The sequence below is a fragment of the Streptococcus suis genome (genome assembly GCF_024509555.1).
Lineage (GTDB): Bacteria > Bacillota > Bacilli > Lactobacillales > Streptococcaceae > Streptococcus > Streptococcus suis_AD.
Map to the genome: position 1 here is coordinate 30,206 of NZ_JAMWEL010000003.1, position 22,647 is coordinate 52,852.

The 22,647-nt window shown below is 42.3% G+C and carries 21 protein-coding genes and 1 pseudogene; 20 read left to right on the forward strand and 2 right to left on the reverse strand.

Annotated features, from left to right (window positions below; translation table 11 throughout):
- Positions 1-155 precede the first annotated feature (155 nt).
- Positions 156-1,280 carry a tRNA 2-thiouridine(34) synthase MnmA gene (gene mnmA, locus NF418_RS02115; protein ID WP_256778241.1) on the forward strand — a complete coding sequence of 375 codons (1,125 nt, stop codon included), beginning with the start codon at positions 156-158 and terminating at the stop codon, positions 1,278-1,280.
- Between the two features lie 42 nt (positions 1,281-1,322).
- Here mnmA and NF418_RS02120 read toward each other — a convergent pair whose 3' ends face one another.
- Positions 1,323-1,712: a nuclear transport factor 2 family protein gene (locus tag NF418_RS02120; RefSeq protein WP_256778242.1), complete on the reverse strand. Its 390-nt coding sequence runs from the start codon at positions 1,710-1,712 to the stop codon at positions 1,323-1,325.
- A 125-nt stretch (positions 1,713-1,837) separates the two neighbouring features.
- Here NF418_RS02120 and NF418_RS02125 point away from each other — a divergent pair, with 125 nt between their 5' ends.
- The 19 genes and pseudogenes from NF418_RS02125 (at position 1,838) to nrdI (ending at position 20,442) form a co-directional block, all read left to right on the forward strand.
- Complete coding sequence (locus NF418_RS02125; protein WP_256778243.1) at positions 1,838-2,164, forward strand: winged helix-turn-helix transcriptional regulator; 327 nt, start codon at positions 1,838-1,840, stop codon at positions 2,162-2,164.
- A 141-nt stretch (positions 2,165-2,305) separates the two neighbouring features.
- Positions 2,306-2,758, forward strand: a complete 453-nt coding sequence (locus NF418_RS02130) for an NUDIX hydrolase (protein WP_256778244.1) — start codon at positions 2,306-2,308, stop codon at positions 2,756-2,758.
- A 15-nt stretch (positions 2,759-2,773) separates the two neighbouring features.
- The gene (locus tag NF418_RS02135) at positions 2,774-3,205 is read left to right on the forward strand and encodes an NUDIX hydrolase (protein WP_105125005.1); all 432 of its coding nucleotides are present in this window, start codon (positions 2,774-2,776) and stop codon (positions 3,203-3,205) included.
- A complete protein-coding gene (locus NF418_RS02140; protein WP_256778245.1) occupies positions 3,195-3,656 on the forward strand; it encodes an NUDIX hydrolase in 462 nt (153 codons plus the stop codon). Before NF418_RS02135 ends, NF418_RS02140 begins: the two co-directional genes overlap by 11 nt.
- On the forward strand, positions 3,653-5,569 hold the full coding sequence (gene mnmG / locus NF418_RS02145; protein WP_256778246.1) for a tRNA uridine-5-carboxymethylaminomethyl(34) synthesis enzyme MnmG: 1,917 nt from the start codon (positions 3,653-3,655) through the stop codon (positions 5,567-5,569). The genes NF418_RS02140 and mnmG overlap by 4 nt, the downstream gene beginning before the upstream one ends.
- A gap of 80 nt (positions 5,570-5,649) precedes the next feature.
- Entirely contained in the window at positions 5,650-7,611 is a 1,962-nt protein-coding gene (locus tag NF418_RS02150) for a DHH family phosphoesterase (protein WP_256778247.1), read from the forward strand.
- Positions 7,612-7,620: 9 nt separating this feature from the next.
- Complete coding sequence (gene rplI, locus NF418_RS02155) at positions 7,621-8,073, forward strand: 50S ribosomal protein L9 (protein ID WP_105125009.1); 453 nt, start codon at positions 7,621-7,623, stop codon at positions 8,071-8,073.
- 33 nt (positions 8,074-8,106) lie between these two features.
- Positions 8,107-9,462 (forward strand): replicative DNA helicase, encoded by a 1,356-nt coding sequence (dnaB, locus tag NF418_RS02160; protein ID WP_029179684.1) that lies wholly within the window; start codon positions 8,107-8,109, stop codon positions 9,460-9,462.
- A 3-nt stretch (positions 9,463-9,465) separates the two neighbouring features.
- On the forward strand, positions 9,466-9,717 hold the full coding sequence (locus tag NF418_RS02165; RefSeq protein WP_044689963.1) for a Veg family protein: 252 nt from the start codon (positions 9,466-9,468) through the stop codon (positions 9,715-9,717).
- Positions 9,718-9,923: 206 nt separating this feature from the next.
- Positions 9,924-10,535 carry a 30S ribosomal protein S4 gene (gene rpsD, locus NF418_RS02170; RefSeq protein WP_002938227.1) on the forward strand — a complete coding sequence of 204 codons (612 nt, stop codon included), beginning with the start codon at positions 9,924-9,926 and terminating at the stop codon, positions 10,533-10,535.
- Between the two features lie 65 nt (positions 10,536-10,600).
- Positions 10,601-11,050: a DUF6568 family protein gene (locus NF418_RS02175; RefSeq protein ID WP_256778248.1), complete on the forward strand. Its 450-nt coding sequence runs from the start codon at positions 10,601-10,603 to the stop codon at positions 11,048-11,050.
- 128 nt (positions 11,051-11,178) lie between these two features.
- Positions 11,179-12,696, forward strand: a complete 1,518-nt coding sequence (locus NF418_RS02180; RefSeq protein WP_256778249.1) for a flavocytochrome c — start codon at positions 11,179-11,181, stop codon at positions 12,694-12,696.
- Positions 12,697-12,781: 85 nt separating this feature from the next.
- The gene (locus tag NF418_RS02185) at positions 12,782-14,134 is read left to right on the forward strand and encodes a metallophosphoesterase (RefSeq protein WP_256778250.1); all 1,353 of its coding nucleotides are present in this window, start codon (positions 12,782-12,784) and stop codon (positions 14,132-14,134) included.
- 142 nt (positions 14,135-14,276) lie between these two features.
- Positions 14,277-15,290, forward strand: coding sequence for a glycosyltransferase family 2 protein (locus NF418_RS02190; RefSeq protein WP_256778251.1), 1,014 nt, complete (start codon positions 14,277-14,279; stop codon positions 15,288-15,290).
- A gap of 376 nt (positions 15,291-15,666) precedes the next feature.
- The gene (locus tag NF418_RS02195; protein WP_256778252.1) at positions 15,667-16,578 is read left to right on the forward strand and encodes an aldo/keto reductase; all 912 of its coding nucleotides are present in this window, start codon (positions 15,667-15,669) and stop codon (positions 16,576-16,578) included.
- A gap of 195 nt (positions 16,579-16,773) precedes the next feature.
- Positions 16,774-17,145 (forward strand): annotated as a pseudogene (locus NF418_RS02200) (GNAT family N-acetyltransferase); the annotation flags it as partial.
- A 94-nt stretch (positions 17,146-17,239) separates the two neighbouring features.
- A complete protein-coding gene (aspS, locus tag NF418_RS02205) occupies positions 17,240-18,991 on the forward strand; it encodes an aspartate--tRNA ligase (RefSeq protein ID WP_256778254.1) in 1,752 nt (583 codons plus the stop codon).
- The gene (locus NF418_RS02210; protein ID WP_373325942.1) at positions 18,978-19,916 is read left to right on the forward strand and encodes a YitT family protein; all 939 of its coding nucleotides are present in this window, start codon (positions 18,978-18,980) and stop codon (positions 19,914-19,916) included. The genes aspS and NF418_RS02210 overlap by 14 nt, the downstream gene beginning before the upstream one ends.
- 73 nt (positions 19,917-19,989) lie before the next feature.
- Complete coding sequence (gene nrdI, locus NF418_RS02215; RefSeq protein ID WP_256778255.1) at positions 19,990-20,442, forward strand: class Ib ribonucleoside-diphosphate reductase assembly flavoprotein NrdI; 453 nt, start codon at positions 19,990-19,992, stop codon at positions 20,440-20,442.
- Between the two features lie 150 nt (positions 20,443-20,592).
- Here the strand turns inward: nrdI and pulA are convergent, their stop codons facing one another.
- The gene (gene pulA / locus NF418_RS02220) at positions 20,593-22,644 is read right to left on the reverse strand and encodes a type I pullulanase (RefSeq protein WP_256778256.1); all 2,052 of its coding nucleotides are present in this window, start codon (positions 22,642-22,644) and stop codon (positions 20,593-20,595) included.
- Positions 22,645-22,647 lie beyond the last annotated feature (3 nt).

The window sequence follows — 22,647 nt, forward strand, 5'->3', positions numbered from 1 at the left end:
TAGATGAATGGGGTTTCAATACCAAATTTCTGTTTCTTCTTCCGTTTGTGTGGTATAATACAAGTTGTTCAAAATCGACCTTCAAATCGTTTTTTGAAAAAAATTTGGAATACGACCTTCAAATCGTGATTTCAACGAAAAGATGGGAGAAGATGATGTCAATAGACAATTCGAAAACCCGTGTTGTTGTCGGTATGAGTGGCGGTGTGGATTCATCGGTTACGGCTCTCTTGCTCAAGGAGCAGGGCTACGATGTGATCGGCATTTTCATGAAAAATTGGGATGACACGGATGAAAATGGCTTCTGTACAGCAACAGAAGATTACAAGGATGTGGCTGCAGTGGCAGACCAGATCGGCATTCCTTACTACTCTGTCAACTTTGAAAAAGAGTACTGGGATCGCGTATTTGAGTACTTCCTAGCAGAGTATCGGGCAGGCCGCACACCCAATCCAGATGTCATGTGTAACAAGGAAATCAAGTTCAAGGCTTTCTTGGATTACGCTATGAACTTGGGTGCAGACTATGTGGCGACGGGGCATTATGCTCAGGTGTCACGCGACGAGAACGGCACCGTCCACATGCTGCGTGGGGCAGATAATGGCAAGGACCAAACCTACTTCCTCAGCCAACTTTCACAGGAACAGCTGCAGAAAACCATGTTTCCGCTCGGCCATTTACAAAAGCCTCAGGTTAGGGAAATAGCAGAGCGAGCAGGCTTAGCGACCGCTAAAAAGAAAGATTCGACAGGCATTTGCTTTATCGGTGAAAAGAACTTCAAAGAATTTTTAGGGCAGTATTTGCCAGCCCAGCCCGGTCGGATGATGACGGTTGACGGTCGTGATATGGGAGAGCATACCGGCCTTATGTACTATACCATTGGCCAGCGGGGCGGGCTTGGTATCGGAGGACAAATCGGTGGGGACAATGAGCCCTGGTTTGTTGTCGGAAAAGACCTGTCCCAAAATATCCTCTATGTCGGACAAGGCTTCTATCATGAGTCCCTAATGTCAACTTCTTTACAGGCTAGTCAAGTACACTTTACACGGGATATGCCTGAAGAATTCACACTTGAGTGTACAGCTAAGTTCCGCTACCGTCAACCAGACAGTCAAGTAACTGTCAAGGTAAAAGGGGACAAGGCAGAAGTCATCTTTGCAGAGCTACAGCGGGCCATCACACCAGGACAAGCTGTAGTTTTCTACGACGGACAAGAATGCTTGGGCGGTGGCATGATTGACATGGCCTATAAAGACGGAGAGGCTTGTCAGTATATTTAATCAAAAATAAAAGCTTAGCACCCTCGTGCTGAGCTTTTTATCTTATCCCCAGAAAGTATCTTCGGCTTTTTGGTCGGCTGAGAAGAGCCAAACTTCCTTGATTTTACCATCTTCCATACGGAAAAGATCGATACCATTCATGTTTAGTTCTTCACCATCTGTTCGAGTACCGAGGAATGTTACGTTAGCGGCAACAAGAGTATCATTATCGGATACCCAGTTTGTCACTACTTTGAATGTTCCATTTGTTTTTTCGGCGAAAGTTGCTAGATGTGCTCCGAGTACTTCCTTACCAATTTTAGCACCAGATGTTGAATGATTTCCGGGTTGATGCCAGATAATGTCGTCGGCCATTGTTTCAAAAAGAGCCGCAAAATCACCAGCGATGAGAGCATTGTTATAGGCATTAAAAATTTCCAAGTTTGTTGACATTTGATGTCCTCCAATTTTTTTGATATAGTACATTATAGTCCAATTCAATCAATTATGCAAGTAGGTACTTTTGTATTGGTTGGTATCAAAAGTGATACTATTGTGATAAATAAAGGAGAATTTTTTTGAAAAAAGTTAGTGAATATGGTATTTGCCCTTTTGCAACAACGCAAAAAGTCTTGACTGGTAAGTGGGGATTGGTGATTATCTACCAACTCAGTACAGGAACGAAACGCTTCAATGAATTACAGCGACTAATTCCAGGTATTACTCAAACCATGTTAACAAGGCACCTTAGACAATTGGAGGAGGATCGCATTATTAGTCGTACGGTCTATGCAGAAGTACCCCCTCGTGTAGAGTACAGTTTGACTGAAATGGGTGAAAAATTTCGGGCGGTGCTGGATGCTGTTGAGGCTTGGGGCTTAGAGTATATTGAAACGTTAACGTAACACCAGATTTGAAATTCTACAAATCTTTTGCTAAAATAAGAGTAACAATTATCATGATGGTCAAAGCTCATGGGAATTGTAGGCTTTTTTGTCCTGCAATTTTCGAGAGTTTTGGCTATTTTTTGCGATTGGGGAGAGAAGATGGATTTCAGAACGAGACACGACAATCAAATCTTCGGTGTTCGTGCAACGGGCTTGGTGGTACAAGATGAGAAGTTATATCTTGTTAAGTCGCCTGAGGGGAAATATTGCACCTTAGGTGGAGCTATTCAGCTTGGTGAAACGACGGAAGAGGCTGTCCTGCGGGAAATGCAAGAAGAAATCGGAATTGATGTGGAGGTTGGACCACTAGCATTTATTGTTGAAAATCAGTTCACCTTACAGGAGAAATCCTATCATCAGATTGAATTTCTCTATATAGTTACCCCACTGTCTAATCCTGCTCCCAATCTGGAAGAAGGAAATTCTATTCGCCAGTGTGAATGGGTTGCTTTTGCGGACTTAGAGAAACTGGATCTCAATCCAGCCTTTCTTAAGACCGAGTTAGCCAACTGGGACGGACAACTAAAGCATTTTATGAACAAAGATAACTAAAGTAGCGGAGGAACCATGCCTGTTAAATTGATTGCCCATGTTTTACTGACTGTTGCAGACAGTCACTTGATTATTCAGCGTTCGCAGATTAAGCGTTGCAAGCCCAATGTTTTTCCTCGATATTGGGACATTCCAGGCGGTCGTGTCGAGGAGAATGAATTGCCCCGTGATGCCGCAGTGAGAGAGTGTTTTGAAGAAACAGGTATTTTGATAGAAAAGGAAAATCTGACCATTATCCATGAAGATAGTCAGTTTGATGAAGAGAAGCAGACTGTATTTACGAGGCTGGTCTATGAAGTGAAGCTTCTTGAGCAGCCCAAAACAATCCTTCTTGACCCAGAAGAGCATACTGACTTTCTATGGTTAACCTATAACAATGAAAACAAGAGCAACTTAGTTCCATATCTAGAAGAGATTTTAGAAAAGAAAAGGAAGAATGGATTTTAGGACCAGAATTGACAATCAGATTTTTGGTATTCGGGCGACTGCATTGATTATAAAAGATGGGAAAATATTTCTCACGAAGGACTCTAAGGGGCGTTATTATACCATTGGCGGTGCGGTTGAGGTCAATGAGGTAGCAACAGATGCGGCTATTCGAGAAGTCAAAGAAGAATTAGGGATTGACAGTCGTGTCAACCAACTAGCTTTTGTCGTTGAAAATCAGTTCACACACGAAGACAGAGATTTTCACAATATCGAGTTTCATTTTATCGTGGAGCCTATTGGAGAAATGCCTAAGGAGATGATTGAAGGGAAGTTGAAGCAAGCTTGTGAATGGATTGCACTTGACAAGCTTGTCAACCTAGATGTCGTACCAGCTTTTCTGGCAGAGGAATTGCCAAACTGGAGTGGACAAGTTAAACACATTATGAACATGAAGGAGAAAACAACATGACACACACATTTGCAGAAAACTATGATGTCATCGTGATTGGAGCGGGGCATGCTGGTGTAGAAGCGGGCTTGGCAGCCAGTCGGATGGGCTGTAAGACCTTGCTTGCAACTATTAACTTGGATATGGTGGCTTTTATGCCCTGTAATCCCTCCATTGGTGGCTCTGCCAAGGGGATTGTGGTAAGGGAAATCGATGCCTTGGGTGGCGAAATGGGCCGCAACATTGACAAGACCTACATTCAGATGAAAATGCTTAATATGGGTAAGGGGCCAGCTGTTCGTGCCTTGCGGGCTCAGGCGGATAAGGCAGAGTATGCAGCAGAGATGAAGCGGACGGTGGAGCGTCAGGAAAATCTGACCCTGCGTCAAACCATGATTGATGAGATTTTGGTGGAAGAGGGTAAGGTAATCGGTGTCCGCACGGCTACCAATCAGAAATTCTCAGCCAAGGCAGTTGTGGTGACGACGGGTACAGCCTTGCGTGGTGAGATTATCATCGGGGACCTCAAATATTCGTCAGGACCTAACAATAGCTTGGCTTCTATCACGTTGGCGGATAACCTGAAAGAACTTGGACTTGAAATTGGTCGTTTCAAGACAGGGACACCACCGCGTGTCAATGCTCGTACCATTAACTACGAAGAAACCGAGATTCAACCAGGCGATGATAAGCCAAACCATTTTTCATTCTTGTCCAAGGACGAGGATTATTTGCAGGATCAAATTCCTTGCTGGTTGACCTATACTAATGCGACCAGCCATGAGATTATCAATAGCAATCTTCACCGAGCACCCATGTTTTCAGGAATTGTTAAGGGGATTGGTCCCCGTTATTGTCCCTCCATTGAGGATAAGATTGTTCGTTTTGCGGATAAGGAACGCCACCAGCTTTTCTTAGAGCCAGAAGGTTGCAATACCGATGAAATCTATGTTCAAGGGCTGTCAACCAGTCTGCCAGAAGATGTACAGCAGGACTTGATTCACTCTATTAAAGGTTTAGAAAATGCCCAGATGATGCGGACAGGGTACGCCATTGAGTACGATATGGTTATGCCTCATCAGTTGCGGGCGACGCTTGAAACCAAGAAGATTTCAGGGCTCTTTACAGCAGGTCAGACCAACGGAACATCAGGTTATGAAGAAGCAGCAGGTCAGGGAATTATCGCTGGGATCAATGCCGCCCTCAAGGTACAGGGCAAGCCTGAGTTGATTTTGAAACGAAGCGACGGCTACATTGGTGTCATGATTGATGACCTGGTAACCAAGGGAACGGTGGAGCCTTACCGCCTCTTGACCAGTCGGGCAGAATACCGCTTGATTCTGCGTCATGACAATGCCGATATGCGACTGACGGAGATTGGTCGTCAGGTTGGCTTGGTAGATGATGAACGCTGGCAGGTCTTCCAGATTCACAAAAACCAATTTGACAACGAAATGAAACGTTTGGAGTCTATCAAACTCAAGCCAATCAAGGAAACCAACGAAAAGGTTGTTGCCATGGGCTTCAAGCCTCTGACGGATGCCCTTACCGCCAAGGAATTCATGCGTCGTCCAGATGTGACTTACGCAGATGCGGTAGCCTTTATCGGCCCTGCGGCAGAGGACTTGGATGCCAAGACCATTGAATTGATTGAAACAGAAGTCAAGTACGAGGGCTACATTGCCAAGGCCTTGGATCAGGTGGAGAAGATGAAACGTATGGAAGAAAAACGAATTCCAGCTGACATTGACTGGGATGATATTGACTCCATTGCGACCGAGGCTCGTCAGAAATTCAAGCTGATTTCACCAGAAACCATTGGCCAGGCTAGTCGGATTTCCGGTGTCAATCCAGCCGACATCTCCATTCTCATGGTCTACTTGGAAGGACGCAGTCGTTCCATTTCTAAAAACAAATCAAAGGACAGTCAGTAAGGCTGTTCTTTTCTTGTGCGTGCTAGCGAAAACTAGCAATTTCTTGTGATTTGTGGTAAAATGGCAGGCAGAGGTTAGTGATGAAAAAATTTCGGTTTTCGACAATTCATTTTGTCATGATAGGCGTTATCTTGTTTGGAATGGTGGCATTGTTCCATCAATTATCTCCAACAAGTGCCTTTACTATTTTGGCTCTACTAGTGAGCTTAAGTGTATTGGTTGCCTTATTTATCTATCAAAAACATTCTTACGAATTTAGTGAGTTAGAACAAATAGAATATCTCAATCATCAGGCCAATTCGGGCTTGATGATGCTTCTGGATAAGATGCCGGTCGGAGTGATTAAGGTTCGGCCGGATAGCAATCAAGTGGAGTGGTTTAATCCCTTTGCAGAGCTGATTTTTGCTCAGGAAAATGGGGGATTTGACCAGAAGAAACTGCGTGAAATTATTGATGTGGGTCTGGATGAGGATCGTGTCTATGCTAATTTTTCTGGGAAAAGATACCTGGTTAACGTTGATTTCGACCATGGTTTGTTTTACTTCTTTGATGCTTCATCAGAGTATTCAGCGACAAATAGTCTAATTGGTAGTCGACCGGTTATCGGAATTATTTCTGTTGATAATTATGATGAGCTTGAAGATACGGTGACGGATTCACAGATTAGTCAGGTCAATTCATTTTTGGCTCAGTTTGTTTCTGATTTCTGCCACGATTACGGTATCTATTACCGTCGTGGAACCATGGATCGTTTTTACTTCTTTACGGATTACTCTGTTTTAGAAATGTTGATTGAAAATAAGTTCTCTGTTATTGATAAATTCCGTGAAGAAGCCAAAAAATTGGAGCTAGGCTTAACGCTTAGTATGGGTTTGGCCTATGGTGATGGCAACCATTATCAGATTGGACAGATAGCTCTTCAAAATCTTAACATGGCTGAAGTTCGTGGAGGAGATCAGGTTGTGGTCAAGGAAAATGACGAGAGTAAGCAACCGCTTTTCTTTGGCGGAGGTTCAGCTTCATCAGTAAAACGAACTCGTACTCGAACGCGTGCCATGATGACAGCCGTATCTGATAAGCTCAAATCGGTGGATGCTGTCTTTGTTGTCGGACACCGTAATTTGGATATGGATGCTCTGGGTTCAGCAGTTGGGATGCAATATTTTGCCCAAAATATCATGAACAATGCCTATACGGTTTATAATCCTGACGAGATGGCACCAGATATTGCACGGGCCATTAAAAAGTTGAGTGATGAAAATTGTTCTAATCTGATTACTGTTGAGGAAGCCAAGAAAATGGTTACTTTCCAATCCTTGTTAATCATGGTTGACCATTCCAAGATTGGTTTGACCTTGGACAAGGAACTCTATGAGCAATTCAGTCAGGTTGTGATTGTGGATCATCATCGTAGGGATACAGATTTTCCAAGCAATGCTGTATTGACATATATCGAAAGTGGAGCTAGCTCAGCCAGCGAATTAGTGACGGAGTTGGTGCAATTCCAAAACGATAAACGCCATAAGCTCAATCGTTTGCAATCCAGTCTGTTGATGGCTGGAATTATGCTGGATACCAAGAATTTCACTTCTCGGGTAACCAGTCGGACCTTTGATGTGGCTAGCTATTTGCGTACACGTGGTAGCGATAGTCTTGAAATTCAGCAGATTTCAGCGACAGATTTCGATGCCTATCGTCAAATCAATGAATTGATTTTGCGTGGGGAGAAGTTGGAGCCACATATTGTGATTGCTTGTGGTGAGGAAAGCTTGGAGTATGACACGATCGTTCCAAGTAAGGCAGCTAATACCATATTGGATATGGCTGGCATTGAGGCAGTCTTTGTTGTTACCAAAAATACCAAAGGGTATGTCGCCATTTCCGCAAGAAGTCATAGCAAGGTCAATGTTCAGCGGATTATGGAAGAAATGGGGGGCGGAGGTCATTTCAATTTGGCTGCAGCCCAGGTCTATGACCAAACCCTTGAACAAGTTAAGAATAACCTCATCAGTAAAATTTATGAGGAAATAAAAGAAAGTTAGGTGAAGCAGATGAAAGTTATCTTTTTGGCAGATGTAAAAGGTCAGGGAAAAAAAGGCGAAATCAAGGAAGTTCCAACAGGTTATGCCCAAAACTTCTTGATTAAGAAAAATTTAGCTAAAGAAGCTACAACCCAAGCAATCAGCGCCCTACGTGGTCAAGAAAAATCGAAAGCTAAGGCTCATGCAGAAATGATTGCTGAAGCAGAGGCTATCAAGGCTAAGTTGGCAGAAGAAGCTACGTTAGTGAAATTTGTCGAAAAAGTTGGTCCAGATGGTCGTACATTTGGTTCTATCACTAGCAAGAAGATTGCTGAAGAATTGGAAAAACAATTTGGTATTAAGATTGACAAACGTCATATCCAATTGGACCACCCAATTCGTGCCCTTGGTTTGATTGATGTTCCTGTCAAAATCTATCAAGATGTGACAGGTGTTATCAATTTGAGTATTAAAGAAGCTTAGAAGAGTTATCATTGTCAGTGAGGAGGTGAGATCTTGGCAGAGTTGGATGAATTGCGGGTGCAACCGCAGGATATTCTAGCTGAACAATCGGTATTAGGAGCTATTTTCCTTGATGAAGGCAAGTTGGTCTTTGTTCGTGAATATATCGAGGCAGAGGATTTTTTCAAGCATGCCCATAAGCTGATTTTCAAGGCCATGATTGCTCTTTCTGATAGAAATGAGGCAATTGATGCGACTACCATGCGTAACTATTTAGTGAACCATGGTGATTTGGAAAATATCGGTGGTTTGGCATACTTGGCTGAAATTATCAGTTCGGTACCGACGGCAGCCAATGCGGAATTCTATGCCAAGATTGTCGCTGAAAAATCAAATCTCCGTAAGCTGATTGCTCGTTTGACGGATGCAGTTAATCAGGCTTATGAGGGTGCGGATGGTTCAGATGACATTATTGCCAATGCTGAGAAGGCTCTGATTGATGTAAGCGAAGGTGCTAGTCGAAGTGGTTTCAAGCGGATTGATGATGTCTTAAATATCAACTTTGATAACCTTGAGACACGTGCAAAGCAGACATCGGATATTACAGGGATTGCAACTGGCTATCCCGCTCTTGATGCCATGACAACGGGTCTGCATGAGGAGGAGTTGATTATTCTTGCGGCTCGTCCTGCAGTTGGTAAGACGGCCTTTGCTCTCAATATTGCTCAGAATATTGGTACAAAATTAGGTTTGACCGTCGCCATCTTTTCTTTGGAGATGGGTGCGGAGAGCTTGGTGGACCGTATGTTGGCTTCTGAGGGAGTTATCAATTCGCGTTCCATTCGTACGGGTCATTTGACGCAGGAAGAGTGGAATAAGTATATGGTGGCTCAAGCTAACCTGGCTCGGGCTAGTATCTATATTGATGATACACCAGGTATCAAGATTACAGAGATTCGTTCGCGTTCACGTAAGTTGGCTCAGGAAACGGGCAATCTAGGCTTGATCTTGATTGACTATCTTCAGTTGATTACAGGAACTGGTCGGGAAAACCGGCAACAAGAGGTTTCAGAGATTTCCCGTCAGTTGAAGATTTTGGCCAAGGAATTGAAAGTTCCAGTTATTGCCCTCAGTCAGTTGTCGCGTGGAGTTGAACAGCGGCAGGACAAGCGACCTGTTTTGTCAGATATTCGTGAATCGGGATCTATTGAGCAGGATGCGGATATCGTAGCCTTCTTGTATCGTGATGATTATTATGAACGAGGTGAGCAGGAAGACGGCGGCATTCCAAATAACACGGTTGAGGTGATTATCGAGAAAAACCGTTCCGGTGCGCGTGGTACCGTGGAACTGATGTTCCAAAAAGAGTACAATAAATTTGCAAGTATTTCCAAGAGAGAGGATGGATAGAGAATGAGTGATGCATTTACAGATGTTGCTAAGATGAAGCAAATCAAGCAGGATATTAAAGACCATGAGGGACAGATTGTGGAATTGACCCTTGAAAATGGTCGTAAGCGTGAGAAGAATAAGCAAGGACGAATTATTGAGGTCTATCAATCCCTCTTTATCGTAGAGTTTGAAGATCCAAACAATACTTTTGTAGAATCCTATACTTACTCAGATATTTTGACTGAAAAGATTTTGATTCATTATTTGGATTAATCGATGAAAAAGGCTTTACAGAGCCTTTTTTTTGTGCTATACTAACCTTTGTGCGAAATAACAGCAGAGCAAAATGAAGCTCGTCAACAGAAGGTCAGCAAGAAGAGTAATCGTTGCTGTTTCGATGAAGGCCTCCTGCACGAATCAGGTTTGCTTAAAACGTTATTTCCTACAATAATTATTTTTTATTTTAGGAGGACATAACTATGTCACGTTATACAGGACCATCTTGGAAACAAGCTCGTCGTCTTGGCTTGTCATTGACAGGTACAGGTAAAGAATTGGCACGTCGTAACTACGTACCAGGTCAACACGGACCAAACAACCGTTCTAAATTGTCAGAATACGGTTTGCAATTGGCTGAGAAACAAAAATTGCGTTTCTCTTACGGTTTGGGTGAAAAACAATTCCGTAACTTGTTCGTACAAGCTACTAAAATCAAACAAGGTACTCTTGGTTTCAACTTTATGCTTCTTTTGGAGCGTCGTTTGGACAACGTCGTTTACCGTCTTGGTTTGGCAACTACTCGTCGTCAAGCACGTCAATTCGTAAACCACGGTCACATCCTTGTTGACGGCAAACGCGTTGACATCCCTTCATACCGCGTTGAAGTTGGTCAAGTGATCTCAGTTCGTGAGAAGTCAATCAAAGTTCCAGCTATCCTTGAAGCTGTTGAAGCAACTCTTGGCCGTCCAGCTTTCGTATCATTCGATGCTGAAAAGCTTGAAGGTTCATTGACTCGCTTGCCAGAGCGCGACGAAATCAACCCAGAAATCAACGAAGCACTTGTCGTAGAATTCTACAACAAAATGCTCTAAGATTTGTATCGATATTTTAAAAGCCCTATTTATAAGGGCTTTTTGTCTGTATTTGAGGAGGGATTATGTGGCGTAAGTATTTTTTGCTAGCGGTATTAACTATTTTGGTCGTAGGTGGGGCATTCTTTTTGTCTCAATCAGCGACTGCGCCAAATGAATCAGACTATGTGAAGGCTGTAAAGAGTTATCAGGCTATTTCTATAGATGAAGTGGAGCAAAAGGTCCAAGACGAGGAAGAATTTATTTTATACATAGGTCGGGAGACATGCCCTTATTGTCGTGATTTTGTTCCGAAATTAACAGAGGCAGTAGAGCAATCCCGTGCGACGATCTACTATTTAGATAGCGAGTCGGATCCGAATGGTAAAATACAACAATTTCGGCAGAGTCAAGGTCTTGCTACGGTTCCTAGCTTAACTTATTATAAATCTGGTAAATTATCTGGAATACTTCGTAAAGGGAGTCAAGCAACGATAACCGAAATAGAGAATTTTTTAGCTCTTCAAGGGCAGTAAATAGTTTAAGAATGTATGAAGTGAATTTCATACATTTTTTATGTTTGTGAAAAATATTTCAAAATAAATTGAAAAACATTTCACAATCTTGTATAATACTCATATCAGATAAAAATTGGAGGTTTATCATGAAAAAGAAAGCTTGGTTAGGCTTATTATTGAGTCTACTTGCTGTTGTGTTTTTAGTAGCATGTGGAGGTAAGTCTGAAAAGACAGCTACATCATCCTCTTCTTCAACTTCGTCTTCTTCAGAAGAAGCTGTTTCAGGTGCATCTGAGAAAGTTTATACAGATCCATCTGAGTTGAAAGATAGCTACGATGTTATCGTTGTTGGTTCAGGTGGTGCAGGTATGTCAGCAGCTATCTCAGCTAAAGATGCTGGTGCTAGTGTTGTTTTGTTGGAGAAAATGCCTGTAATTGGTGGGAATACAGCTAAATCATCAGCTGGTATGAATGCTTCACAAACCAAATTCCAAGAAGCGGAAGGCATTGCTGATTCAAACGATAAATTCTATGAAGAAACACTTAAAGGTGGTAAAGGAACAAATGATCCTGAATTACTTCGTTACCTTGTAGATAACTCAGCTGGTGCAATTGACTGGTTGGATGGTATGGGTATTACCCTCAGCAACATCACTACCACTGGAGGTATGAGTGAAAAACGTACCCACCGTCCAGCAGATGGTTCAGCTGTTGGTGGCTACTTGGTAAATGGTCTTTACCACAATCTTGTTGAACGTGAAGTACCAATTTTTGTTAATGCAGATGTTACAAAACTCCAAGACAAGGATGGAGCTGTGACAGGTGTTGAAGTGAAGATTGCTGGTGAAACTAAGAAAATCTCAGCTAAAGCAGTTGTATTGGCGACAGGTGGTTTCGGTGCAGATTTGGAAATGGTTGCTAAATTAAACCCAGCATTGAAAGGTTATGTTACAACTAACCAAGAAGGTTCAACAGGTGACGGTATTGCACTTGCTGAATCAGAAGGTGCAGCAACTGTTGATATGGAACAAATCCAAATTCACCCAAGTGTTGAGCAAGAAACTTCTTACTTGATTACAGAAGCAGTTCGTGGCGAAGGTGCTATCCTTGTCAACTCAAAAGGTGAGCGTTTTGTTAACGAATTGGAAACTCGTGATAAAGTTTCTGCAGCTATCAATAGTTTGGAACCAAACTACGCTTATGTTATCTTTGATGATGCCTTGAAAGATCGTGTGAAGGCTATTGCTCAATACGAAGAAAAAGGTCTTGTAAAAACGGGTGCTACTCTTGCAGATTTGGCTAAAGAAATTGGTGTACCTGCGGATTCTCTTCAAACAACACTTGATACTTGGAACAAGGCTGTGGCAGATAAAAATGATGCAGCATTTGGTCGCACATCAGGTATGGACCATGCTTTGAATACTGGTTCTTACCATGCCATTAAAGTTGCACCTGGTATTCACCATACAATGGGTGGTGTGAAAATCAATACCAATACTGAAGTATTGAAAACAGACGGTTCAGCAATCTCAGGTCTTTATGCTGCTGGTGAAGTAACTGGTGGTGTTCATGGTCAAAACCGTATTGGTGGTAATGCAGTAGCAGATATCATCGTATTTGGTCGTCAGGCTGGTGAACAAGCAGCTGGATTTGCTAAGAAATAAATTGTAGACATAAGAGGCTCGGCAGAAAGAAGGTCGAGCTTCTTTTTCTTGTCCCTCTATTTTTAAGATGATATACTTTTAAGGTATGAAGAAGAAAATAGTATTATTGTTAGGAGTAATTGCAGTCATTGTTTTTATTTTGTCTGCTATTGCCGGCCAGCGTCAGCAATCCTATGCCGAGGCTGAATTAAGAGACCAGGATAAAATCTGGATTATTACTGATTTGCATTATTTGTCACAGGATTTATTTGATGATGGAGAGGCATTTTCTTATATCGAAAAGACAGCTGCTGGCAAGGATTTACGTTATGGAAAAGAGCGGATGGAGGCTCTGGTTGAGCAGGTTGAGCGTGAACATCCTTCCTTGTTACTTGTCAGTGGAGATTTGACTCTAAACGGTGAAAAGCAGAGCATGGTTGAATTAGCTCAGTATTTTACAGAGATTGAGGAACAAGGAACGGAGGTTTTGGTGATTCCTGGCAACCATGATATTGCCAGTGGATGGGCTAGGGCCTTTAAGGGAGACCAGCAGATAGTGACGGATCAGGTCGCCGCTCAGCAATTTGCAGAGCTATTTGTCAATCACGGTTATCAACAAGCTAGCAGTCGTGACAAAGCCTCATTGAGTTACCTGGGCAAACCATTTTCAAATGCTTGGTTTCTGATGATAGACAGCAACATCTACTCTGACGGCTACGGAAAAGGAGCTCCTCCAACCAATGGACGTATCAAAAAAGAGACCTTGGATTGGATAGAACTACAACTTAAGTCAGCTAAGGAAGCTGGAGTGAACCTGATACCTGTTGTCCATCACAATGTTTTGCAACAGCATGCCATGCTCTCAAAAGGCTATACTTTGGATAATGCTGCCGATTTGAAGGCTTTGTTTAATCAGTATGGGGTTCATTTTGGTTTTTCGGGGCACACTCATTCTCAGAATATTGTTAAGGAAGACTTGGGACAAGTTAACTATACTGAAGTGGTCAATGGAGCATTTTCTATTTATCCAGCAGTTATCGGTCAATTGAGCCTTGATGATACAAGCATTCACTATCAAAAAACTCAACTTGATATGGCTTCGTGGACAGAAAAGCACCAACCTAGTGATCCAAATTTGCAGGATCACGTTATCTACTTACAAACTGTCTTTGATCATACCAGTGACATCATGGTCCACAATATGTTAAACGATGAAGGTTGGTATGATGGTGAGACAGCAGATGCTATTTCACAATTTATCATGCCGGCCAACCGTGCTTATTTTTCAGGAGAAAAACTAGATCAGATTTGGCTAGATGAGAAGGTATTTCCAAGCCAGGCTTATCAGACCTTGCAAGCAGCATCACCGAGAAGTTTCTTGGCTGATTATCTTGATGTGATTATTGAACGTAGTCAAAATAGGGATGTGGAAAAACTAGAAATTACCACCAAAAACTGATAATAGTTATCCACAGAAACACAAAGAAATCCACAACTTATCCACAACTTGTGAATAAGTTTGTTTTTTAAAATATTTGTGCTCTGCAACTTTCCTGAAAATATGATAAAATAGTAACAAATTGTGTCAAATGGAGAGAAAGATGACCTTACTAAGCATTGCCATACCGAGTTATAATTCGGAGGCCTACCTTCATTACTGTGTTCATTCCCTTGTAATGGGTGGGGACAAGGTTGAAATTCTGATTATTAACGATGGTTCAACAGACCGAACTCAGGAAATCGCAGAGGAACTTGCCAATCAATTTTCAAATGTGCGAGCTATCTATCAGGACAATAAGGGACATGGCGGAGCTGTTAATACAGGGATACGTGAGGCCAAGGGTAAGTACTTTAAAGTCGTGGATTCAGATGACTGGGTCGATACTAGGGCCTATTTGAAGATCCTGGAGAGTTTACAGGCTTTGGAAGATGCAAATTCGCCAGTTGATGCCTTTATCTCCAACTTTGTTTATGAAAAAGAGGGACAATCTCGTAAAAAATCTATGTCTTATCAATCCACTCTACCTGAGAACCGTATCTTCGGTTGGGAAGATGTAGGTGCCTTTTCCAAGGGTCAATACATGATGATGCATTCCTTGATTTACAGGACAGATTTATTGCGTGAGGTTGGTCTTGTTCTACCAGATCATACTTTCTATGTGGATAATATTTTCGTATTTACTCCTTTGCAGGCTGTGAAAACCATGTTCTATCTGCCAGTAGATTTTTATCGTTACTTTATTGGGCGAAATGACCAGTCTGTCAATGAGTCTGTCATGATTAAACGAATTGACCAGCAGTTGAAAGTCAATCGAATCTTGGTAGACAATTTAGACTTGGAGGCGATTGACAATCCTGATTTACGGAGTTATTTGCTCAATCATGTGGAAATTACCACCATTATCTCCTGTGCCCTTCTCAATCGTGCTGGAACAGCTGAACATATGATGAAAAAGCAGGAACTCTGGCACTATATTCGGGATAACAATCCATCTCTATTTAAGATTGTTCGAAAAGGGTTACTCGGTCAATTAACCAACCTTTACGGTTACCCAGGCCGAAAAATTTCCAATGCTGTCTATAAAATTGCTAAAAGAATTTATGGTTTCAACTAGGAGGTTGACTGCCACTTCTCAAAGCTAGTGTCAACATCTCAGCACAGTGGTTGATTGGCTCTAACAATCTGGGAGATTGTTAGAGGTTGGAGATAAGATTTGCACAGCACATCTCAGCAATTCGTGTTGCACACTTCAAATCTGACCTCTACGACTGATGCGAACAGAGTGCGCTTCATTTCCAACCTCCAACAGTCACTACTCTGACTGTTGGAGCTGTGCGGGGGTGGGAGTGAAACAGTCTGGGGATAGACTGTTTCAGCTCAACAACTTAAAACGAAAAATTGTTGACGAACTCTTTTTATTTTCGAGTTCTGTCCCGCTCCCTTTTCTGTTATAATGAAAGAGAAGAAAAACGTTTACAAGGAGAAGATAAATGCAAAGATTAGGACAAACAGGTCTAGAAGTTTCACGAATTGGTCTAGGTTGTATGCGAATGGCTCGTCTGACAGAGCAGGAAACTGCTAAAGTGTTAGATACAGTCGTTGGACAGGGAATCAACTTTTTTGATCATGCGGATATTTATGATGGTGGTGAATCAGAAATCCGTTTTGCTCAGGGGGCAAAATTGGCGAGATTGAAACGTGAGGACCTGCTTCTCCAATCAAAATGTGGCATTCGTAAAGGTTATTTTGATTTCTCAAAAGAGTATATTTTGGAATCTGTGGATGGGATTTTGAAGCGCTTGGATACAGAATATCTTGATGTTTTAGCCCTCCACCGTCCGGATGCTCTAATGGAGGCAGAGGAAGTGGCAGAAGCCTTTTATCTCTTGAAAAAAGCAGGGAAGGTTCATCATTTTGGCGTCAGCAACCAAAACATTTACCAAATGGAGTTATTACAATCCTATCTCGATCAACCGCTTGCAGTTAATCAATTGCAGCTATCTCCTGCTCACACGCCTTTGATTGATGCTGGATTACATGTCAATATGAAAGATGCTGCTGCGACTATGCGTGATGGTGGGCTGATTGATTATTGCCAGCTTAAAAAAATCACTATCCAAGCCTGGTCTCCTTTCTTGATTGATTTGCAACGAGGTATTTTTGCCAACCATCCAGACTATGCTCTTTTAAATCAAACGATTGGGGAAATAGCAGAGCGATACAATGTTTCACATGAAACAATTGTCGTGGCTTGGATTTTGCGTCATCCAGCAAAAATTCAAACCATAGTTGGGTCCATGAATCCAGAACGTCTGACCAAGATTGCACAAGCTAGTCAGATTACCTTGGCTAGACCAGAATGGTACGAGATTTACAGAAGTGCAGGCAACATTCTGCCCTAGGAGGAATGTATGAAGTGGGACATAAAAGCATTTGACCAACTAAGTTTACAGGAACTTTACAATAGGTTGACACTTCGGACCGATGTATCAGTCATTTAGTTTTTCTTTTATTACTTCGTTAACTCGCTTTACCGTACTTTAGTACAGCTTGCAGCTCGTTGCCTCGTACTAAAAGTAAACTAAAAGACTTAATCTGTGCTTGAACAGGCCTGTCCCTATCCTGAAGTTGACGGAAAGGATCCAAACTGTCTTCATCTTTTGGGAACTGATGAAGGAGAGTTAGTAGCTTACTTGAGAATATTGCCAGCTGGTCTAAGTTATGATGAAGTTTCCATCGGACGTGTGGTCATCAAGCCCAGTCGTCGTGGCAAAGGATTAGGTCGTCCAATGATGGAGCAAGCTATCGCTTACATTACAAATGAATGGAAAGAAAGTCAGATTAAAATCGGGGCCCAAGCCTATTTGGAAAAATTCTATCAATCGCTTGGCTTTAATCCGGTTTCTGAAGTATATTTGGAGGATGATATTCCGCATTTGGATATGTTATACCGTAAACCAGTCAACTAGGGCTGGTTTTTCGATTTTTCTCGGCAATTTCTCCCAAAAATCAGCTATTTTATGGTAGAATGAATAGGTATAAAATCAGTAAAAGAGGAAGAATATGAGACGTTCTATGTATGCTGGACGTGTTCGTAAGGAACATGTCGGACAGGAAATTACTTTGAAAGGTTGGGTTGGCCGTCGTCGTGACTTGGGTGGCCTGATTTTCATCGACTTGCGTGACCGTGAAGGCATTATGCAATTGGTGATTAACCCTGAGTCTGTTGAAGCTGAAGTGATGGAAAAAGCGGAAAGTCTTCGTTCTGAATTCGTTATCGAAGTAACAGGAACGGTTGTGGAACGTGAGCAAGCTAATGACAATATCCCAACAGGAGCTGTTGAACTGCAGGTAACCAACTTGACAGTGTTGAACACGGCTAAGACAACTCCATTTGAAATCAAGGATGGCATTGAAGCCAGCGATGACACCCGTCTTCGTTACCGTTATTTGGATCTTCGTCGTCCAGAAATGCTCAACAACTTCAAGTTGCGTGCAGCTGTAACCCACAGCATTCGCAACTACCTAGACGAGCTTGAATTTATCGATGTGGAAACACCAATGTTGACCAAGTCAACGCCAGAAGGTGCGCGTGACTACTTGGTGCCATCTCGTGTATCAAAAGGTCATTTCTATGCCCTTCCGCAAAGTCCGCAGATTACTAAGCAGCTCTTGATGAATGCAGGTTTTGACCGCTACTACCAAATCGTTAAGTGTTTCCGTGATGAAGACTTGCGTGGGGACCGTCAACCTGAGTTTACACAGGTGGACTTGGAAACCTCATTCTTAAATGAAGTTGAAATCCAAGACATCGTAGAAGGCTTGATTGCCAAGGTCTTGAAAGATACCAGAGGGATCGAGTTGACCTTGCCATTCCCTCGTATGACCTATGACCATGCTATGAACTTCTATGGTTCAGACAAACCAGATACTCGTTTTGAAATGCTTTTACAAGACTTGACAGAGGTTGTCAAGGAAGTTGACTTCAAGGTCTTCTCAGAAGCACCAGTTGTCAAGGCCATTGTTGTCAAGGGTGCGGCGGACAGCTACTCACGTAAAGACATTGATAAATTAACAGAATACGCCAAACAATTTGGTGCCAAGGGACTTGCTTGGGTGAAAGTTGATCAGGGAGAATTAGCGGGCCCAGTTGCTAAGTTCTTGACAGACATTACAGCAAACTTGACAGCAAGTTTACAGTTGGAAGACAAGGACCTAGTGCTCTTTGTGGCAGATGAATTGGAAGTAGCCAACAATACCCTGGGAGCTTTGCGAAACCGCTTGGCTAAGGAACAAGGCTTGATTGACGAAAGCAAGTTCAACTTCCTCTGGATTGTAGACTGGCCAATGTTTGAGTGGTCTGAAGAAGAAGGTCGCTACATGAGTGCCCACCACCCATTCACTTTGCCGACGGAAGAAACAGCTCATCATTTGGATGGTGATTTGGCGGAGGTTCGTGCGGTTGCCTACGATATTGTTTTGAATGGTTATGAATTGGGTGGCGGTAGCCTTCGTATCAACCAAAAAGAGATGCAAGAACGGATGTTCAAGGCTCTTGGTTTCTCAGCTGAAGATGCGCATGAGCAGTTTGGTTTCTTGCTAGAAGCTATGGACTACGGCTTCCCACCACACGGTGGATTGGCTATCGGTTTGGACCGCTTTGTCATGTTATTGGCTGGTGAGGATAACATTCGTGAAGTTATCGCCTTTCCGAAGAATAACAAGGCATCTGATCCAATGACACAAGCTCCAAGTACAGTTGCACCAGCACAATTAGAGGAATTAGCTTTAGATATCACCCTTGAAAATGAATAAATTTTTCAGAAAACAGCGTGTCCGCTTTTTAAGAAAGGCCAGAAAGAATAAGTTTTGGTCGGTCATTTTGGGAATTTCTCAGGAAAAATATGCTGAACGGATATCGGGGTCCATTATTTATGGACTCCTATCTAGTATTGCAGTTAATTTTTTCTATAGACCAGGGAATGTCTATTCATCGGGAGTGACTGGTCTTGCACAGATTGTTTCTGCTCTGGCAGCTTCTTACGCTGGTTGGAATGTACCGATTGCGGTGGTCTATTACGGTCTGAACATCCCCTTGCTTATCTTAGCTTGGTATAAAATTGGTTATAAATTTACTATCTTTACCTTTATTACGGTATCCTTCAGTTCTTTCTTTATCCAATTTATGCCGCCAGTTACCCTGACGACGGATCCGTTAGTAAATGCTATTTTTGGTGGTCTTATGCTGGGAACTGGAATTGGATTTGCGCTTAGGAACAATGTATCCAGTGGTGGTACTGATATTGTCTCTATTATTATTCGCAAGAAGACGGGAAGACAAGTTGGCTCCATTTCCTTGATTGTCAACATTATGATTATGTTGGTTGCAGGGATGACCTTTGGCTGGCAATATGCCCTGTATTCAATGATTGCGCTGTTTATCTCCAGTCGGATGACTGATGCGATTTTCGTGAAACAAAAACGGATGCAGGCCATGATTATTACCAATCATCCTGAACGAGTTATCAAAAAGATACATAAAAAGCTTAATCGCGGTGTGACCATCATCAATGGTGCGGAGGGTGCCTACAATCATGAGCAAAAAACGGTGTTGATTACTATTATCACACGTGCGGAGTTTAGTGAATTTAAGCAAATTATGAAAAAAGCAGATCCTCAAGCCTTTGTATCGGTAGCGGATAATGTCAATATTATTGGTCGGTTTGTGGAGAGTGATTGACAAACACTACATGTAGGAGTGAAATAGTTTTTACAGTCTACATATAGTGTTTTTTATTATTAAGAGGAAATGTATGAAGAAAAAAATCTATCTGGTATATATCAGTTTGAGTGGCAATACGGAAAGTTTTGTAAAACGTTTGAAGTCCTTTTTTCAATTTCAAACTGATTGGGACCTTGAATTGGTTCATGTCAAAGATTTGGTCAAGCAGGATATTCCCTTTTATCAACTCGATGCGCCATTTGTCGCCTTTTTACCAACCTACTTAGAAGGTGGAAATGGAGTGGACAATGGAGATGTGGAGATTTTGACCAATCCTTTAGGTGATTTTATTGCTTTTGAGAACAATGCAGAGCTCTGTCTGGGTGTTGTTGGTTCAGGCAATCGAAATTTCAATAACCAGTATTGTCTGACTGCCAAGCAGTATTCTGAGCGCTTTGAATTCCCTGTTATTGATACCTTTGAACTTCGTGGTATGCAGAATGATGTTGAGAGAATTGGTCGGAAAATCATAGAATTGATGTGAAGAGTTTCAACTCAGCTTCGTGCTGGGTTGTTTTTTATCATGCAAAAAACTCACCAGCATGACTGGTGAGTTCTAAGGAGATTTATGAAAAATATTTAGGATTGATAATAGTATACTCTAGATTTAGGTTACTTTCATCGGTCTAAAGTCCTATTTATTTTCCAAAATACAAATACTTTGTCCAGCAAGGGTGATTTGCTGGGCTTTTTTGTCGTCAACTGGTGGGAAACTGAAATGAATGGTTTGTTGACCTTCATTTTCAAAAACAAAATCGCTGTCCGCAAAGTTGATAATAAACTGGATAGTCTTGTCTCCATTTGTGACTTGATAGCGGAGGACATGTTCAGTCAACCAGTAGAAGTCACAGGTTTCTTGGATGGTTTCATAGCTGTTCTGGCTGAGAATTGGATTGTTCTTGCGGAAGGCAATCAGTTCTTGGATAAATTCAATATGTTCTTTATAGTGAACAGCCCGTGTCCAGTCCAGGCGATTGATTCTATCAGGAGTATTGTAAGTATTATCAATCTCATCTTTGGTACGGAAGAATTCTTGTCCGCTATGAATAAAGGTCATACCTTGAGAAATGAGGACCAATTGTAGCCCAAAGCTTGCAGCTCGTTTTTGTTGCTGAGGTGTCCAGTTGGGATTTTCAATATGGAAGTAATCAAAGGCCGTTGCATTATCATGACACTCGATGTAGTTCAGTGACTGTTGCGGTGTGATGAAGTGGCTGTAGTGGCTTCCAGCCAGGAGATGTTGCACTTTTTCGTGTAGTTGTTTGTCAACTAGACGGGTAGGGTTGAGCAAGAGTTTCTTGAAGGTATCACGATAGTCATCGTTGAAGAAACTCACTTCTGGGAGCTGGTCTGCATTGTATTGGTGGGCCAGTTTTTCATATTCTAGACCAGTTGCCATCTTCCAACCTTCGCCATAGAGATAGATATTTGGATGAATGGCGGACAATTCCTCTTGGATTTGGTTGATGGTTTGGCTGTCCAAAATACCCATCAAGTCGAAACGGAAGCCATCAAAACCATAGATACTAGTCCATTGGCGGAGGGATTGCTTGATGTAGTTTCGGACCATGCTGCGTTCGCTGGCGACATCGTTACCACAGAAGGTGCCATCCGTCCGCATACCATGCTCGTTGTAACGGTAGAAATAACCAGGGACAATCAGCTCAAATGCGTATTTCTCGGCATGATAAACATGGTTGTAAACAACGTCCATATTGACTGAAATATCGGCATCGTGATAGGCTTGAATGGCCTCTTGGAGTTCTAGAATGCGGGCATAGGGGTCATTTGGTAGGCTGGAGAAGGAGCCTTCTGGCAGGTTGTACTGCATAGGGTCGTAACCCCAGTTATAAACAGCTTGGGGTTTATTTTCATCTACACTTCCAAAATCATAAACAGGAAGAAGTTGAATATGGGTAACGCCCAGATTTTTGATATAGTCCATTCCCAGTTTCATACCATCCAAGACAGGTGATTCGGTCAGACCGAGGAATTGACTACGGTGTTTGAAGCCAGCTTCTGTCTGCCAAGAGAAGTCGCGGACACTCATTTCATAGACAATAGCTTGAGAAATCGGTCGTTGGGTCTTGGCGCGACGCACCTTGTGGAGTTTATTTGGGTTGATGACATAGCTATCACCAGAGTTTGCCTTGGATGAAAGGGCGTAGGGGTCATGAACAGAAATCCACTCGCCATTGACTTTGTGGAGATAGTGGTAGCTTTGACTGTCCAAATCACCCTCTACTGTGACCTGCCAGACACCTTTTGAACCCTTTTTCATGGCATATGGTGTCCCTTCAAGGACTAAAAATACCTGCTTGGAGATAGGTGCCCAGAGTTTGAAGCTTGTGGACTGAGGGCTATAAGTTGCCCCCAAATCACTGCCATCATAGGTATAGTTTTGATCGAAAATAGCAGAGCGGACAATATGACCATAGCCTAGCTCTGTTTTATTGCGGTCTTGATCGTAAATGGCATAGTCCTTGTCCAAATTTAAGGCGTGTAGGCTGGTCAGATAGTAGAGAACCAGGTTTTCTACCTCTAGACAGGAATGAATGAAAAGTTGAGATGTGGCATCGTCGGACTCGAGGGAAAAACTCATGTGCTCGGTATCAAATCGTTTTTCCATAACCAAGCGAATAGTAGCTACATCATCTAGAAATGCTTGAAATTGTCGTAATGCCATGAG